The 14,206-nt window shown below is 68.0% G+C and carries 9 protein-coding genes; 6 read left to right on the plus strand and 3 right to left on the minus strand.

All coding sequences use genetic code 11. The features are described from left to right. Nucleotides 1-6: 6 nt before the first annotated feature. The gene (locus F0U60_RS10205; protein WP_395817284.1) at nt 7-3,495 is read right to left on the minus strand and encodes a M4 family metallopeptidase; all 3,489 of its coding nucleotides are present in this window, start codon (nt 3,493-3,495) and stop codon (nt 7-9) included. Between the two features lie 362 nt (nt 3,496-3,857). Between F0U60_RS10205 and F0U60_RS10210 the strand changes: the two genes are divergently transcribed. The 6 genes from F0U60_RS10210 (at nt 3,858) to F0U60_RS10235 (ending at nt 13,126) form a co-directional block, all read left to right on the plus strand. Then, nucleotides 3,858-4,367, plus strand: a complete 510-nt coding sequence (locus F0U60_RS10210; protein ID WP_395817287.1) for an RNA polymerase sigma factor — start codon at nt 3,858-3,860, stop codon at nt 4,365-4,367. After that, nucleotides 4,360-7,299 (plus strand): CHAT domain-containing protein, encoded by a 2,940-nt coding sequence (locus F0U60_RS10215; RefSeq protein ID WP_395817291.1) that lies wholly within the window; start codon nt 4,360-4,362, stop codon nt 7,297-7,299. The genes F0U60_RS10210 and F0U60_RS10215 overlap by 8 nt, the downstream gene beginning before the upstream one ends. Nucleotides 7,300-7,331: 32 nt before the next feature. Then, nucleotides 7,332-7,922, plus strand: a complete 591-nt coding sequence (locus F0U60_RS10220) for a hypothetical protein (RefSeq protein WP_395817294.1) — start codon at nt 7,332-7,334, stop codon at nt 7,920-7,922. A 134-nt stretch (nt 7,923-8,056) separates the two neighbouring features. Then, complete coding sequence (locus F0U60_RS10225; RefSeq protein ID WP_395817298.1) at nt 8,057-8,443, plus strand: hypothetical protein; 387 nt, start codon at nt 8,057-8,059, stop codon at nt 8,441-8,443. A gap of 51 nt (nt 8,444-8,494) precedes the next feature. Continuing rightward, a complete protein-coding gene (locus tag F0U60_RS10230; RefSeq protein WP_395817301.1) occupies nt 8,495-9,316 on the plus strand; it encodes a class I SAM-dependent methyltransferase in 822 nt (273 codons plus the stop codon). A gap of 174 nt (nt 9,317-9,490) precedes the next feature. Beyond that, the gene (locus F0U60_RS10235) at nt 9,491-13,126 is read left to right on the plus strand and encodes a protein kinase (protein ID WP_395817303.1); all 3,636 of its coding nucleotides are present in this window, start codon (nt 9,491-9,493) and stop codon (nt 13,124-13,126) included. Here F0U60_RS10235 and F0U60_RS10240 read toward each other — a convergent pair. Beyond that, nucleotides 13,123-13,320 carry a hypothetical protein gene (locus F0U60_RS10240; RefSeq protein WP_395817306.1) on the minus strand — a complete coding sequence of 66 codons (198 nt, stop codon included), beginning with the start codon at nt 13,318-13,320 and terminating at the stop codon, nt 13,123-13,125. The genes F0U60_RS10235 and F0U60_RS10240 overlap by 4 nt on opposite strands. A gap of 369 nt (nt 13,321-13,689) precedes the next feature. Then, nucleotides 13,690-14,118, minus strand: a complete 429-nt coding sequence (locus tag F0U60_RS10245) for a MarR family winged helix-turn-helix transcriptional regulator (RefSeq protein ID WP_395817309.1) — start codon at nt 14,116-14,118, stop codon at nt 13,690-13,692. Nucleotides 14,119-14,206 lie beyond the last annotated feature (88 nt).

Genomic DNA, 14,206 nt, shown 5'->3' on the forward strand with positions numbered 1-14,206 from the left:
GAGGGATCAGTTGCTCACAGCCAGCGGGACGTAGGTGACGCTGGCGTTGTCGATTCGGTAGGTAGTCGCCAGGCCCGCGTTCTCCTGGACCCTGAAGCGCAGCCGCACCGTCTTCCCCTTGAACGCGGTCAGGCTCACCTCTCGTCGTTGATAGCCCCCGAAGGTCTCACCGCCGCTGATGTTCGCGTTGGCCTCAATGGAGTCCAGGACCTGCCACGCTCCGTTCGGCAGGATCTGCGCCTCGACCTGGAGCTTGTCGGTCGCTCCGAGGTTGTCCTCTTGCGTGTCGATGTCGAGGCGGTAGCTCAGCCGCGCGCTCAGGATGTCGTCCGGCAGTCCGACAAGCTGGGAGAGTGAGCTGTCGTGCTGGACGCCCTTTCCTCCGAGGCGCCCATAGCGCTGCCCGAGGAAGGCCAGGTAGACGCCCTCGGAGTCGGTTCCCACCGAGACAGACCCGCTGAGCGTCCAGGACGCGGTCCCCGCCTCGAAGTCGCCATTCAACAGCGCCTGCTTGGCGCCCTTCAGCGTCAGCGCCACGGCGGGCGACTGTCCGACGAGGTTGCCGGCGTGATCGTACACCCGGGCCACGACGGAGGTGTTCCCCGTGGGCCAGCCCTTGATGGACACGAGCTGCGAGAAGGACGGTCCGTAGAGCGCCGCCGCCTTCACGACGCCGCCGACCACGTACTCGACCTTCTTGATCCGGGAGGGGGCGTACCCGCTGATCCCCGTGAAGTCGAAGCGCAGGGTCTCCTCGTCCTCATGCAGCGTGAGCTTGGGCGCGCCGACCTTGATGGGCGCGGAGTAGGTCAGGCTGACATTGTCGACGCTGAAGTCCCCACTGCCCGTCGTCCCGCTGGACACGAAGCGCAGCTGCACCTGACGGCCTCGGAACGATGCCAGATCGAACTGGCCGCGCCGATAGTGCCGGCCCGCGGTGAAGTACTTCACGTCTTGACGATCGTAGACAGCCAGCGAGGTCTGCACTCCGGTTCCCAGATCCTTGACCAGGACCGACAGCGTCGCCGACTCCGTGGCGTCGTTCTCGACACGAACGCGGAAGCTCCAGGGCACGGAGGTGGCGTCCGCGGGAATGGTCACGGTCTGGCTCAGGGCATCATTGGCGCTGAAGACCGCGTTCCATGCTCCCATGAACGGCTGTGGACGACCGCCCGCCAGCTTCCCGATGACGCCGGAAGTGGCCGTCCAGCCGGTGGTGCCCGACTCGAAGCCTCCATTGACCAGGAGTTGGTTGCTGCCGACCAGGATCAACGGCAGCGTCTTCTGCGTGCTCTTGAGCGTGCGATCCACCGCCGTCACGGAGACCGGATGCGAGCCCAGGCTCAGCGTGCTGATGTCGAGGTAGGCCTCGAACGGCGAGAAGCCGGAGTGGGTCTGGTTCGGGCCTGTCTTGAACTCCGTCCGGAGCACCCCGGTATCGTCGGAGACGGAGGCGACGGCGAACACCGTGCCCTCACCCTCGTCCACGGAGGCCAGGTGCGTTTCGACAATCTCCGGCCCCTTGGTGTCGGAGGCCACTTGCCCCACTCCAACGGCCCCGAAGGCGTCCTTCACCGCGTTGTGCACGCGGCTGCCCTCGCCGTAGAGCTGCTTCGCGGCTGCCAGGTATGCCGAGCGCAGCTCGCTGTAGTACGGGTCCTCCGGCAGGTAGGCCGTGGTCGCCAGGTACCACAGCTCGGCGGCCCGATTCGCGCCGATGCCCGCCATCCCATTCGGCAGGTGGTAGCTGTAGCGCGAGGAGCTCGGATCGCTGACCGCGCCGTGCGCCAGGAAGACGAAGGCATGACCATAGAGCGTGCCGACGACGTGCACCGGTTCCTCGGCGAGCGTCGGCGAGAAATACCGGAGCCCACGCCGGACCTCGCCCTCATCATTCCGCTCGGTATAGCCCTCGGGGTTGACCATGCGTGACCGCCAGTTCCACGCGGCGCGGGTATCGGGGACGTGGTACCCGAGCCCGTCGTGACCGAAGGTGTAGAACTCCGCGAGGGAGCCGAGGATGTCGCCGTGCCCTTCGTTGATGCCGCCAGCGATGGCGCCGTTGGACCGCCCCAGCTCGTAGAACCACAGGCCGTGACCCAGCTCATGACCCACGACATCGAGCCGGGCGTTCGGCGAGGTGTTGCCAACCATCGGGTCGCTGCCGTTCGTGCCGTCCCCGAAGTAGGGGGCCTTGTAGAGGTTGCTCCAGTGCGCGTCCCTGTACTGATGCCCGTAGTGGACGCGAGCCCGGATAGGCGAGTTCTTGCCGTCCAGGCCCTTGCGGCCGAATACCTTGTGCAGCAGGTCCCAGGTGCGCTCGAGCCCGTACGCCACGTCTACGGCCACCGTCTCTCCGCGCGCGCTGCTGGTGTTGTCGCCGTCCTCGAACTCCTGGCCATCACCCCATTCGTTATCCGTGCCCCAGTACAAATAGGACTTGTTCAGCCGGGACCAGGTTCCGTTCTTCAGGTCGCGGACCTGGTTTCCGCCGCGATGGGGATCCTGCAGCTGGTAGCGGTTCGTGCTGGTGTCGTACCGGGTGCTCAGCGCCACATCTCCGTGGTACTGCGAGTGGCCAAGGCTCGTGACGGCCTGACCGGCGTGGTTCACGTCCCGGTGCTGAGACAGGATACGGCCTGTCTTCGCGTCGATGAGGACCTGCAGGGGCGCATCGGTGAGCTCCACGCGTTCGACCGTGCGGCTGGCGGCGCTCTCCGGCTCCAGGTTGTCCAGCGGGTACTGCGCGCCAGCGCGCGATGGAGAAGGCGCGGGAGCCTCAACGGTCGGGGCTGGATCTGGCATCTCCTCTGGCTCTTCCGGCTCCTCTGGCGCCACATGTGCGAGGTAGACGAGCCGGTAGCCGATGACGTCCCGGTACATCTGATCGCTGTTGGTGACACCTCCGCTGGCATCCGGCTCGAACCGCACGCGCACCATTGGCTCGATCGCCAGCTCCAGCTGAGTCACCAGCGGCGTGCCCGGGGGCGCTCCAAAGGCTTGCTGTGCGAGGCTCGTCGCCTGGGCCGCATCGATGGCCGGCTCGGTGTCCAGGGAGAGGGCTCGTGCGAGGTAGAGGCTCTCCGTCGCGGTCGTTGCATCGCGATGAGAGACCATGCCGACCCCCAGCACGCGCAGACCTCGGTGATATTGGCGCAAGCGGAAGTGGGCCATCCCGTAGGGATCGATCTGGGCCTGAAGCAGCCGCAGCTCGTCGTCCGCGCCAAGTCCCAGGCGGGTGCGCCCGGCGTTCAACTCCGCGACCACCTGCTCGGCTCGCTCCTGCAACGTCAGCTCCATCCGTGCGCGTTCCGCGGGGCTCAGCTTCGGTCGTAGCGGGGCGTCGGGATCGACGCTGGTGGCAGCGGCCGTGGCGCTCGATGAGGGCAGGGTCGTGCCGGCCTGGGCCGTGCCCGTGAGCCAGACGAGAGAGAGCAACACCGATCCCGTCCGGAACGCCCAGGTTGGGCGCCGGTTCAGCTTCTTGCGTTTCATGAGAGGTCTCCGCCCGCCTGATGACGGGCCTGATGGAGCAGAGGTCTTCAGTGGCCTCGATGAGCCAGACGCACTCGCCCGAAGTTGTTCCCAGACCGTTTTTTCAGAAGCAGCCGCGGCGGGGATGGGGCGCGGAGGCTGGCCCGTGGAAAACCGAGAAGAAAATCTCGGGAACAATTCCCCAGCGGTGCGTCTGGATGGGTGAGGCCACTGAAGACCCTTCCTTTCTCATGATCTGGACCGCGACAAACCCCGGATGGCATGCCTTGACTGTCCGTGAAATCCAGGTGCAGCCTGACGCTCGCGTGAGCGCCCCCGTTCAGACACGGAGCACCGATGAGCAGCTCCGTCTGGAGAGGCTCTTGCCTTCCTTTGAGCCTGGGCTGCTCGAGGTGGCCCGCAACCTGTGTGGCGACCCGTCCGAGGCGAAGGACCTCGTCCAGGACACCTTCGAGCGAGCGCTGCGCAGCACGGAGCGTCCCCCGACAGAGGAGCGGCTTCGGGCCTGGTTATTCACCATCCTGCGCAACCTGTTCCTGGATCGCTGCCGCCGGCTTCGGGCGCGAGCCGAGCGCGAGGAGCCGCTGGAGCCGGAGGTGGTGGAGTCCTGCTCGGCGCCCGAGCCCGGCCCCGAGCCTGGCTGGTCCACCATCACCACCGACCAGCTCCGCACCGCGCTGGGAGGGCTGAAGGAGGACTTCCGCCGCGTTTACGAGATGCACGAGCTGGAGGGCCGAACCTATGAGGAGATCGCCCGTCAGCTCCAGATTGCCCGACCCACGGTAGGCACGCGGCTGGTCCGCGCCCGCCAGAAGCTGAGGGAGCTGCTCGCCCCGCTGATTCGGGGTGAAGCGGAGGTGTCTCGTGACTGACGCATGCCAGCGAGTCCACGCGCTCGTGGACGGTGAGCTCGGGCCGGAGGAAGCGCAGCGCGTCCGGCTTCACCTGGCCACCTGCGCCACGTGCCAGGAGGAGCTGGGACGGCTGCTCCAGCTCAAGGCGTTGGCGCAGGAGCTCAAGGCTCCCGTGGAGACACGCGCCCCGGCCGCGCCTCCCCAGCGCTCCCGAGCCTTCCGGCCCCGGTGGAGCCGGTATGCTCGGAGGGGTGGGCTGGGCTTGCTGGTGACGGTCATGGCCTCCGCCGCGCTCGTCTTCCTGCTGCCCCGGGCGCGTGAACCGCGAGCAGAGCTGCTGTGGATGACGGACGCGCCCACGCGCTCGCTCGAGCTGCGCTCCAGCTATCCAGGCGCGGACGTCTACCATCCTTATGAGACGCTGCGCGCGGGGGGGAGCAGCACGCAGCAGCCCGTGCCGCTGGCCGAGATGGCTCGGCTCGAAGAGAAGGGCGACTTCCGAGGGATTGCCGCCGCATACCTCCTGCGCAAGGACGTGGAGTCGGCTGCTGCGTACCTCGCGCGCGCCGGAGACTCACCGGAGGTGGAGGCGGAGCGCGCGGTGGTGGAGCTGCTGCGCGGCGATGCGCCCGAGGCGCTGAGGCGGCTGGAGGACGTGCTGGAACGGGTGCCCCGCCACCCCCAGGCGATGTGGAACCGGGCGCTGGCCTTGGCGCAGCTCAGCCTGGAGCTGACGGCGTCCGAGCAGTTCGAGGCGGTGGCGGCCCTTGGAGAACCGGGCTGGTCGGACGAGGCACGTCGGCGCGCGGAGGAACTGCGTGCTCGTGCAACACAGGAGCGCGAGAGCTGGCAGGGTGCACTGAAGGCCGGGGACGCCATGCGGGCCCATACCGCCGTGCCCTCCACTGAGGAGCTCCAGCGCCACCCGGGCCTCTTCCGGCTCTACTTCTACGATGCGCTGCGCACGGCGAGGACCGTGGAGCAGGTGCGCGCGTTGTTCCCCGTGGCCGAGACGCTGGACACGCTCGATGGCGGCACGGTCATGCGCGATGCCGTCCGCCGGACGGAGGCGAGCGATCTCCGCCGTCGCACTCCGCTGGCTGAGGACTATGCGCGCCTGGCCCGCCGGGAGCCTCTCCAGGGCGGAGTGCCAGCCTTCCTGGCGCGGCTCCGGGCAGCTCGGGAAGAGGAGCTGCTCCTGGGGGCGCTGCTGCACGCTGGGGTGGTGGACAAGCACCTGGAGGAGTACCAGCGCCTCACCGCGGCCACGCGCGATCCCTGGTTCTTGCTGCTCTCGGAGCAGGAGCACGCGAAGGTCTTGGCGTCGCGAGGCGAGCTGTTGCAGGCGGAGCAACGACTGCTCGGGGCGGTGAAGCAGTGCGGGGAGACGCCGGTGGCCTACCGCTGTGCCCAGCTCGAGCGGCAGCTGGCCGCGCTCTACCGGCAGCTCCACCGGCCCGCGGAGGCGGTGCGCCATGCCCAGGCCGCCTGGCAATGGAGCCGCAAGGACGGCGCCTGGGGGCAGGAGCTCGTTGTCCTGTTGGAGCTGGGACAGCTCTCCCGCTTCCGGCATCAGCCCGCGCTGGCCCGCTCCTATTTGTACGAAGCGCTGGCCCGCGAGCCGAAGAGCTGCGCGCTGAAGCACTTCGTTTTCGCGAACAGCGCCTCCGCGCACTTGAACGCGCTCGAAGTGGACGAGGCACGTAGGAGCATTGACATGGCGCTCCAATGCCCTGACACCCTGACCGCCAGCGGCGCGCAGGTCCTGGCCGATCTGGCGCGTCTGCGTCCCTCGCCGGGGGATGCCGAGCGGCTCGAGAAGGGACTGGCGGCGCTTCGTGGTTCGGGGCGCCTGGAGGCGGGGCAGTCCGCCCTCCTGACTCAAAGTGAAGGGCGCTTCCTCCTGGAGCGGGACCGCGCCGCGGGAGAGGCCCTGCTCCGGCGTGCCATCTCCGAGTCCGAGCAATTCCCGCGCTCGAACGTGAATGCGCGGAAGGCGCGGACCTACAGCTATACCTCCCTGTTGCTCGCGGCGGGGAAGGCCCGGGAGTTCGACAAGGCCTTCGCCCTTCTTTCGGAAGAGCTGGGCGGAGCGTTGCCGGAGCGCTGCATCCTGGGGGTCACGGTGGATGATGAGCGCACACTGGTTCTTGTCCGCGGAGCGGATGGGCAGCTCCAGGGTTGGTACGACGCGAGCCGTACCGCGCCGCTGCGGAGCGTGGAGGGGTTGATTCCGGGCGAGCTGTTGATGCCCCTCCGGGCGTGTGAGCGGATCGTGGTGGCGGCGAGACCGCCGCTGCATGGAAGAGCCGGGCTGCTGCCCGCGGACATGGCCTGGAGCTATTTCCTGCCACGCCCCGCTCCCGTTGTGGCCCCCGCGGTTCCTCCTCGCCGCCTGGTGGTGGCCGACGTGGAACCTCCTCCCGGGTTGTCGCTCGCGCCACTTGGCGCCTGGGGACCACCCCCTCCTGGAGGGGTTCTGCTCTCCGGGTCCGCTGCGACGCCAGGCCGGGTGCTGGAGGCGATGACGAAGGCAACGGAGGTGGAGATCCACGCCCACGGCCTCATCAACCTGGAAGTCTCGGACGCCTCATTGCTGGTGCTGACGCCGGGCCCGGATGGACGCTACGCGCTGACGGCCGGAGAGGTCCGCTCGCGACGCCTCGGAGGCGCTCCCCTGGTCATCCTCGCCGCATGCCGGGCGGCCCATACCTCCCCGACGTCCCATGAGCCCTTCAGCCTTCCCGTGGCCTTTCTGGAGGCGGGAGCGCGAGCGGTGCTGGCGGCCACGGTGGACATCCCGGATGCGCAGGCCGTGCGCTTCTTCGAAGGGGTGAGGAGCCGCATTCAGGCAGGTCAGCCCGTTGCGGTGGCGCTGCGTGACGAGCGGGTCGTGTGGATGGAACGCGGCGGGGCGGACTGGGTCCGCGCCGTGTTGGCATTCGAGTAACAGAACAACAACGAGAGGAATGGAGAGCAACCATGCGGAAGCTACTGGGAGGAGTGTGTCTGAGTATCTGGGCAGGTGTCAGCTGCGGGGGGAGCCCGGGCGTGGTGGCCGAGGGAACGGAGCGCACGGTGCGCGCGCTGTCCTCAACGCTGCCCCCGGTTGAGGACTATCCCGCGGGAGCGCCCCTTCCCGTGGTGGCCTACACCCACCTGGTGGTGGGCTACTGCAAGAGCCTCGATGACTTCATGGCCGTGGGCGTGGACGCCGCGACGGGGACGGTGAGGTTCCGGTTCCAGGGAAACGATCCGACGAGCACTTCACGGTTCATGGCCCTTGCCTACAGCGCCGGCGTGCCCCTCACCGTGTACACCACACCCGTTGAGGTGCTCTTGGAGGAAGAATCTCAACCGGCCGCGTCGGGTGCGTCACAGGTGCCGCAACTGCCCATGACGGCAGGGACCTACTACACGTGCGTCCCCTCCAGTGAGATTGGAGACCGTCCTCCGGAGGAGCCCCCGACGGGTGGCAATCCGGTCGCGGAGCGTTGGGAGCTCTTCACCGAGCTCGCGCTCAACACGGCGAGGGCTTTGCACAGGGTGGCGCGCCTGCCGGCTCCACAATAGGCCTGACAGCGCCCGAGGGTGTCCCCCCTCGGACTTTCCCCACCGACTCGGATTTCCGAGGGACCCGCGAGCCACGCCTCGGGGTCTTCCCGAGAGGGTAGGGGCTGGCACATGCGTTGCTGGTTGTACGTGGCATGAAACGCTCCCTCACGCTCTTCCGCAGTGCGCTGTTCGTCCTCTCCCTCTCCGCCTGTGGCCTGCCCTGGATACAGGAGGATGATTGCGCCGCCGTCTTGTGTGGCCCTTGTCCTCCCGCGCTCTCGCTGCGTGTCAGCGGTGCACCCGGACAACCCGTCCCCGAGGTGGTGCTGGGGGCCGGGCAGGGCTCGTGCTTTCAGGACGCGAACGTCGCCAGCTGCAACCTCTCCCAGAACGGACCGGGCCGCTACGAGCTCGATATCCAGGCGCTAGGCTACCGGCCGGTCCACCTCGTGGAGGAGGTGGCCGCCGTGGAGCGCACCGGCTGCTGCCACTGTGGCTACGAGGCACGCGTGGTGAACGTGCAGCTCGTGCCCGAGTAACTGGAGCGCCAGGCCATGGATGTCGGTTCATGGACGGCTCAGGTGGGGTACATGCCTTCGATCGTGCGCGGCTACTGTACCCAGGCGAAGGGCGTTACCCTCTCACGCAAGCAATCCTCGGAGGTTCCCGTCATGAAGCTCTACGAAGAGCTGGCCGATTGGTGGCCGCTGGTCTCTCCCCCGTCGGACTACGCGGAGGAGGCCGCCGAGTACATCCGGCTCCTCCGGTCTGCCGCGTCCGGGCCGCTCCAGGAGGTGCTTGAGCTGGGCAGTGGCGGCGGCAACAACGCCAGCCATCTCAAGCGCGAGTTCTCGCTTACCCTGGTCGATCCATCCGAGCGAATGCTCGAGGTGAGCCGCGCGCTCAACCCCGAGTGCGTCCATGTTCCCGGCGACATGCGGACCGTGCGACTGGGCCGCGTGTTCGACGCCGTGTTCGTGCACGATGCGATCGACTACATGACCACCGAGGCCGATCTGCGCGCGGCGCTGGAGACCGTCGCCACGCATCTGCGGCCCGGTGGGGTCGCGCTGATCGCACCGGATGCCACGCGAGAGACCTTCGAGCCCGGCACGACCCTCGAGGGTGGAGACGAGCCGGCAGGTGCGGACGGGCGCTCGCGTTCGCTGCGCTACATGGAGTGGACGTTGCCCGTGGAGCCGGGCGCGACCATTGGGGACGTCCACTATGGGATGTTGCTGCGCGAGCGCGATGGACGTGTCCGCTCCGTGCACGACATGCACCAGTTCGGCCTGTTTCCGCGGGCGATCTGGCTGCGTCTTTTCGATGAGGTGGGATTCGACGCGCACGTCGAGCCGCGGACGATCGAAGGTGAGGAGTACGACACCTTCGTCGCCGTCAGACGCCAGTGACGGTGTAAACGGCCCGTAACTCTGCCCGCTGCTCTAGACGGAAGGGCCGATTGCATCAAATCCACGTTGCCTGCATCATCCCCAGCGCCTCGGGCGCAGCTCGCCTCGGCACCAAGGGCTGTGCTGATGCCGCTGCGCTTCTCCCCCGTTGAGGCATCCCCTGGAGTGGGTTCCATGACTGAGGCGCACGAGGCGGAACTTCGCATCGCAGTGGACAAGGGCTTCGTCTCCGAGGAGGAGGTGAAGTCCCTGCGCGAGCGAGCCCGTGGCCACGCGTGCACTCCCCTGGAGCTGCTCCACGAGGACGGGCTCATCTCCGAGCAGACGCTGGCCGCCATCCGGCAAGCTGTACGTGCCGAGTCAGGGACGGGCGACCGCTCGCTCGATGAGGGCCTGACACTGGCGCCGAACTCCACCCGTGACGGCAACGTGCCGGGCGATGTGCCGTTTCCGGTACCCGGCTGGGATCGCTACCAGGGGGTGCGTCTCCTCGGCCAGGGGGGCATGGGCCAGGTCTTCCTGGCCTATGATCCCCGCCTGCGTCGCAATGTGGCCCTCAAGTTCGTGCGGGGCGATGACACAGAGCTTGTCCGCCGCCTGCTATCCGAGGCTCGCGCCCAGGCCCGTGTCGAGCACGAGCGCGTCTGCCAGGTGTACGAGGTGGGGGAGGTCCAAGGCCGCCCCTTCATCGCCATGCAGTACATCCAGGGCGTTCTCCTGGACCAACTCGCCCGCGAGCTCACTCTCGAGCAGAAGGTGCTGCTGCTGAGGGACGCCGCCGAGGGGGTGCATGCCGCCCACCGCGCCGGCCTCATTCACCGCGACCTGAAGCCCTCCAACATCCTCGTGGAGCGCACCGAGGACGGCCGCCTCAAGCCCTATGTCATGGACTTCGGGTTGGCCCGTGAATGGAGGGCGCGGGGCGCCACGGCCACTGGCACGGCTCTGGGCACTCCCCATTACATGGCGCCCGAGCAGGCTCGTGGAGAGGTGGAGAGCCTGGACCGCCGCGCTGACGTCTACAGCCTGGGCGCCACGCTTTACTTCCTGCTGATGGGCACTCATGCCATTCCCGGCAGCAACGGGCTGGAGGTGCTCAGCAACATCGCCGTCGTGGACCCGTGCCCTCCGCGCTCGCTCAATCCGGACTTCCCCGCGGACCTGGAGGCCATCGTCCTCAAGTGCCTGGAGAAGGACCGCTCGGCCCGGTACGACTCGGCGCGCGCCCTCATCGAGGACCTGGATCGATGGCTGGCCGGCGAGCCGGTCCAGGCACGCGCCACCGGCCGGGGGTACTGGCTGCTCAAGAAGGCCCACAAGCACCGGCGTCTCGTGGCAGTGGCTGCCGCCGCGCTGTTGGCCGTCACGCTGTCTCTCGGGTGGGCGGTCTACACGCGCCAGCAGACCTCGCGGCGTGAGCAGCTGGCGCGCCGCTTTACCGAGAAGGTCGAGCGCATCGAGGCACTGGCCCGCTACTCAGGGCTCTCCCGGCTGCACGACACCGCGCGCGACCGCAAGGCGCTTCAGGAGTCCATGGAGGCGTTGAAGCGGGAGATCGGCCAGGCAGGCGCGCTGGCCGCGGGCCCGGGTCACTACGCGCTGGGGCGGGGTGCCCTGGCGCTCGGGGATGACGCCACGGCGCGTACGCACTTGGAAGCCGCCTGGCAGCTCGGCTTTCGCGAGCCGCGTGTCGCCTGGTCCCTGGCCCTGGCCCTGGGTCACCTGTATCAGGAGCAGCTCCTGGAGGCCGGACGCATCCGCGACCCCGAGGAGCGCAAGGCCCGCCTGGACTCCGTCCGGCGTCAGTACCGGGCCCCGGTGCTCGACTCCCTTCGTCAGAGCCAAGATTCCCGGGAAGCGCCCCCCGAGTACGTGGAGGCGCTCATCGCCTTCTATGAGGAGCGCCTCCAGGATGCGCTGGCCATCCTCGACAAGCTGGGGGAGCCACCCCCCTGGTTCTACGAGGCGGCCTTGCTGAGGGGAGACATCCTGCGCGCCCGCGCCAGTGCGCTCTGGAACGCGGGGGACTCGGAGGGCGCCAGGGCTGCTTTCGCTGCTGGCCGCCAGGCCTATGCGGACGCAGCCGACACCGGACGCAGCGTGCTTGCCATTGCCCTGGCCCAGGCGGAGCTCGAGTACTCCGAGCTGATGATGGAAATCTATGGTCAGGGTCAGGTCCTCCCCCCGTTCGAGCGGGGACGCGAGGCCGTGGCCCGCGCGCGTCAGATCGCACCGGGTCGACCCGAGTCCTGGTTTCTGGAGGCCCGCCTGTACCGCCGCCTCGCGGAGTACCGCGTGGATCAGGGCAGCCCCGCCGAGGAGCCTCTGCAGCAAGCGCTCGTGGCCGCGCGAAAGGCCGTTGACCTCTCACCCCAGTCGTCCGTCTTCCGGATGGAGCTGGCACGGTGTCTCTGGCAGTGGGGCCGCGCCCGTGAGCGGCAGGGCCGCGATCCCCTGGAGCAACTCCGGGAGGCCCTCTCGCACCTTCAACACTTCGGGGCGAACGAGCAGGATGCCGGGTTCCACTTCCAGCGTGGCCTGATCTTCGGGACCTGGGCCCAGTACGAGGCTCGGGTGGGCACGGATCCGGTGCCCCATCTGAACGAAGGGATCGCCGCGTACGAGGAGGCGAGCCGTGGCGATGAGCGCATGCTGGGCGCCTGGTTCAACCTGGGCATCCTGTACCTCACGCGCGCCGAGCACTCCCACGGCGCAGGGAAGGATCCGGAGGAGGACTTGAAGCAGGCCCGGACCGCTCTCTCCCGAGCGCAGGCGCTCAATCCCCGCCACATCGACACCTACTACTTCGCGGCGCAGGTGAACGAGCTGGAGGCCCAGCGGCACCGTGCCCGCGGGGAGGATGCCCGGCCCGATTGGCACCAGGCCCTCGAGCAATACCAGCGTGGGATCGCCATCAATCGCGCGATGCCCCGGTTCCTCGACCAGGCGGGTTTCGCCCTGTTGGAGCTGGCGCGCGAGAGCTGGGATCGGGGCGAGGATCCCTCTCCCTTTCTGGAGCAGGCCCGGGCGAGCTTCGGCGAGGCCATCGCCGCTGCCCCCGAGCGGGGGATCTCCCGGCACAACCTCAGTGAGGTGCTGCTCCAGCAGGCCCGGTACGAGCATGCGCGGGGAGAGTCGTCGGAGGCGAGCCTCCGCGCGGCCATGAGCACCGTGCACGAGGCACTGAAGCGGCTCGAGGGCTTTCCCCAGCCCTGGGCCAACCTGGGAGCAGCCCACGCCCTGCAAGCCGCTTTCGAGCTGGAGCAGGGGAGGGATCCAACCCAGAGCCTCGCCCGGGCGGAGGAGGCGCTGCGCACGGCGTACAAGCTCAACCCCCAGTTCGCGCAGGCCTCACGGTACCTGGGAGAGAGTCAGGCGCTCCGGGCCCGGTGGAAGGCCCGGCGGGGCCAGGGCCGCGATGAGGACTTCGAGCAAGCGGCCAGACACTTCCAGAAGGCGCTCGAGCTGGCGCCCACGTCCCATGACTACCGGCTCGCCTACGGTCATTTCTGCCACGAGTGGGCCTCCTGGCGGGCCAGGACAGGCCTGGACATGGAGGTCCCCGTGACGCAGGGGCTCGCACTGGCGGAAGCGCTGGTCGCGGCCCGCCCTGGCTGGCCGGATGCCCGCATCCTCCGTGCCAGCCTGCTCCTGCTGCGTGCGGAGGTGTCCCAGGGCGTGGAGCCGCTCGCGTGGCGGCGTCAGGCACAGGAAGATCTCACCCAGGCTCTGGCGATCAGCCCCCACTTCGAGCGTTCGTGGAAGCCTCGGCTCCTGGAGCTGCGAAGGAGCCTCGGCTCGCCGCTCTAGGCCAGGCCCGGCTCGAAGCCGGTTCCGTTGATCACGGGCGGGTCCTTGATGCCGTCATGAGCACTCGGGTCCGTGGGCATCGCGGTGGCCACCAACGATCCCGTCGTAGGGTTCATCGCCTCCTTCAGCAGTGTCCCCTCGGTTCCAGGGACGGCGGCGGCTCCACCCTTCTTGTCATTCATGTTCGAGGCCATGGCGATTACTCCTGTGTGAGCGGGGGGATTTCTTATTGCTTGATAATGCAAGACATCTGCTGGACCTGGCGGTCAAAACTCAACTGTCATGCCTTGGTTGAGTCGGGGCGCTCAGCTTGGATCGAAGGTGGCGCTACTCCTCCTCGCCTCCCTTGCCCTTGCTACCACCTTTACCCTTCAGCAAGCGTGGTGCCAATACGCCACGCGGAGGTGCCCGGTTCTTGTCGCTCTGCGCTCGGCCTTCGCCGCGACCCCTGACGTGTTGGCGCGTGAGACCGACACGTCACTGACATGTCAGTGAGTCCGCGTGGGGCGCCTGCCCTTCCCGCGTCCAGGGCGCCTGCCCTCGGTGTGGAGGCCGGCTGACGTTCAATCTTGAGCCAACCGTGCGATGACCGCCGTAGCCCGCGTCAGCTCCTCTTTGCTGACCTGTGGGTCCAGCAGCTCAGCAGCAATCCGTCGCGCTGTCGGTACAGCGTCCGCAACCAGCTGGCGCCCAGGCTCGGTGAGCACTGCGAATGTGACACGTCCATCGTCCTCGCTCGCCTGGCTGGTGATGAGGCGGCGCTTTGTCAGCGGGCGCAGCATCCAGGTCACACCCGAGGCCGTCAACCCGAGTTGTTGGGCGAGATCCGTTCGTCGCATCCGGCGCCCGGGCGCCTCGTCGAGCACCTGGAGAAGGTGCAGGTCGTTGAGTCCGATGCCATGCACGGAACCCAGGGCGGAGTCGAAACGACGGATCACCTTCGCGTGGGCCCGGTTCAAGTCGAAAAAGAAAGTCAGGTGATGCGCGGACATGCTCTCCTCTTTTTTGTTGAGCACTCAAATAAACAGCTTGCGGAAGCCTCTGCGGCGAGGTTATTTGAGTTCTCAATCAACTGCGAGG

Origin of the sequence: Archangium minus (assembly GCF_044360475.1) — a bacterium.
Classification (GTDB): Bacteria; Myxococcota; Myxococcia; order Myxococcales; family Myxococcaceae; genus Archangium; species Archangium minus.

Bases quoted from the DNA above. Each gene is read 5' to 3' on its own strand.
- F0U60_RS10220 (WP_395817294.1), top strand. From the start codon at position 7,332: ATGCGGAAGCTACTGGGAGGAGTGTGTCTGAGTATCTGGGCAGGTGTC.
- F0U60_RS10235 (WP_395817303.1), top strand. From the start codon at position 9,491: ATGACTGAGGCGCACGAGGCGGAACTTCGCATCGCAGTGGACAAGGGC.
- F0U60_RS10225 (WP_395817298.1), top strand. From the start codon at position 8,057: ATGAAACGCTCCCTCACGCTCTTCCGCAGTGCGCTGTTCGTCCTCTCC.
- F0U60_RS10245 (WP_395817309.1), bottom strand. From the start codon at position 14,118: ATGTCCGCGCATCACCTGACTTTCTTTTTCGACTTGAACCGGGCCCAC.
- F0U60_RS10230 (WP_395817301.1), top strand. From the start codon at position 8,495: ATGCCTTCGATCGTGCGCGGCTACTGTACCCAGGCGAAGGGCGTTACC.
- F0U60_RS10240 (WP_395817306.1), bottom strand. From the start codon at position 13,320: ATGGCCTCGAACATGAATGACAAGAAGGGTGGAGCCGCCGCCGTCCCT.
- F0U60_RS10205 (WP_395817284.1), bottom strand. From the start codon at position 3,495: ATGAAACGCAAGAAGCTGAACCGGCGCCCAACCTGGGCGTTCCGGACG.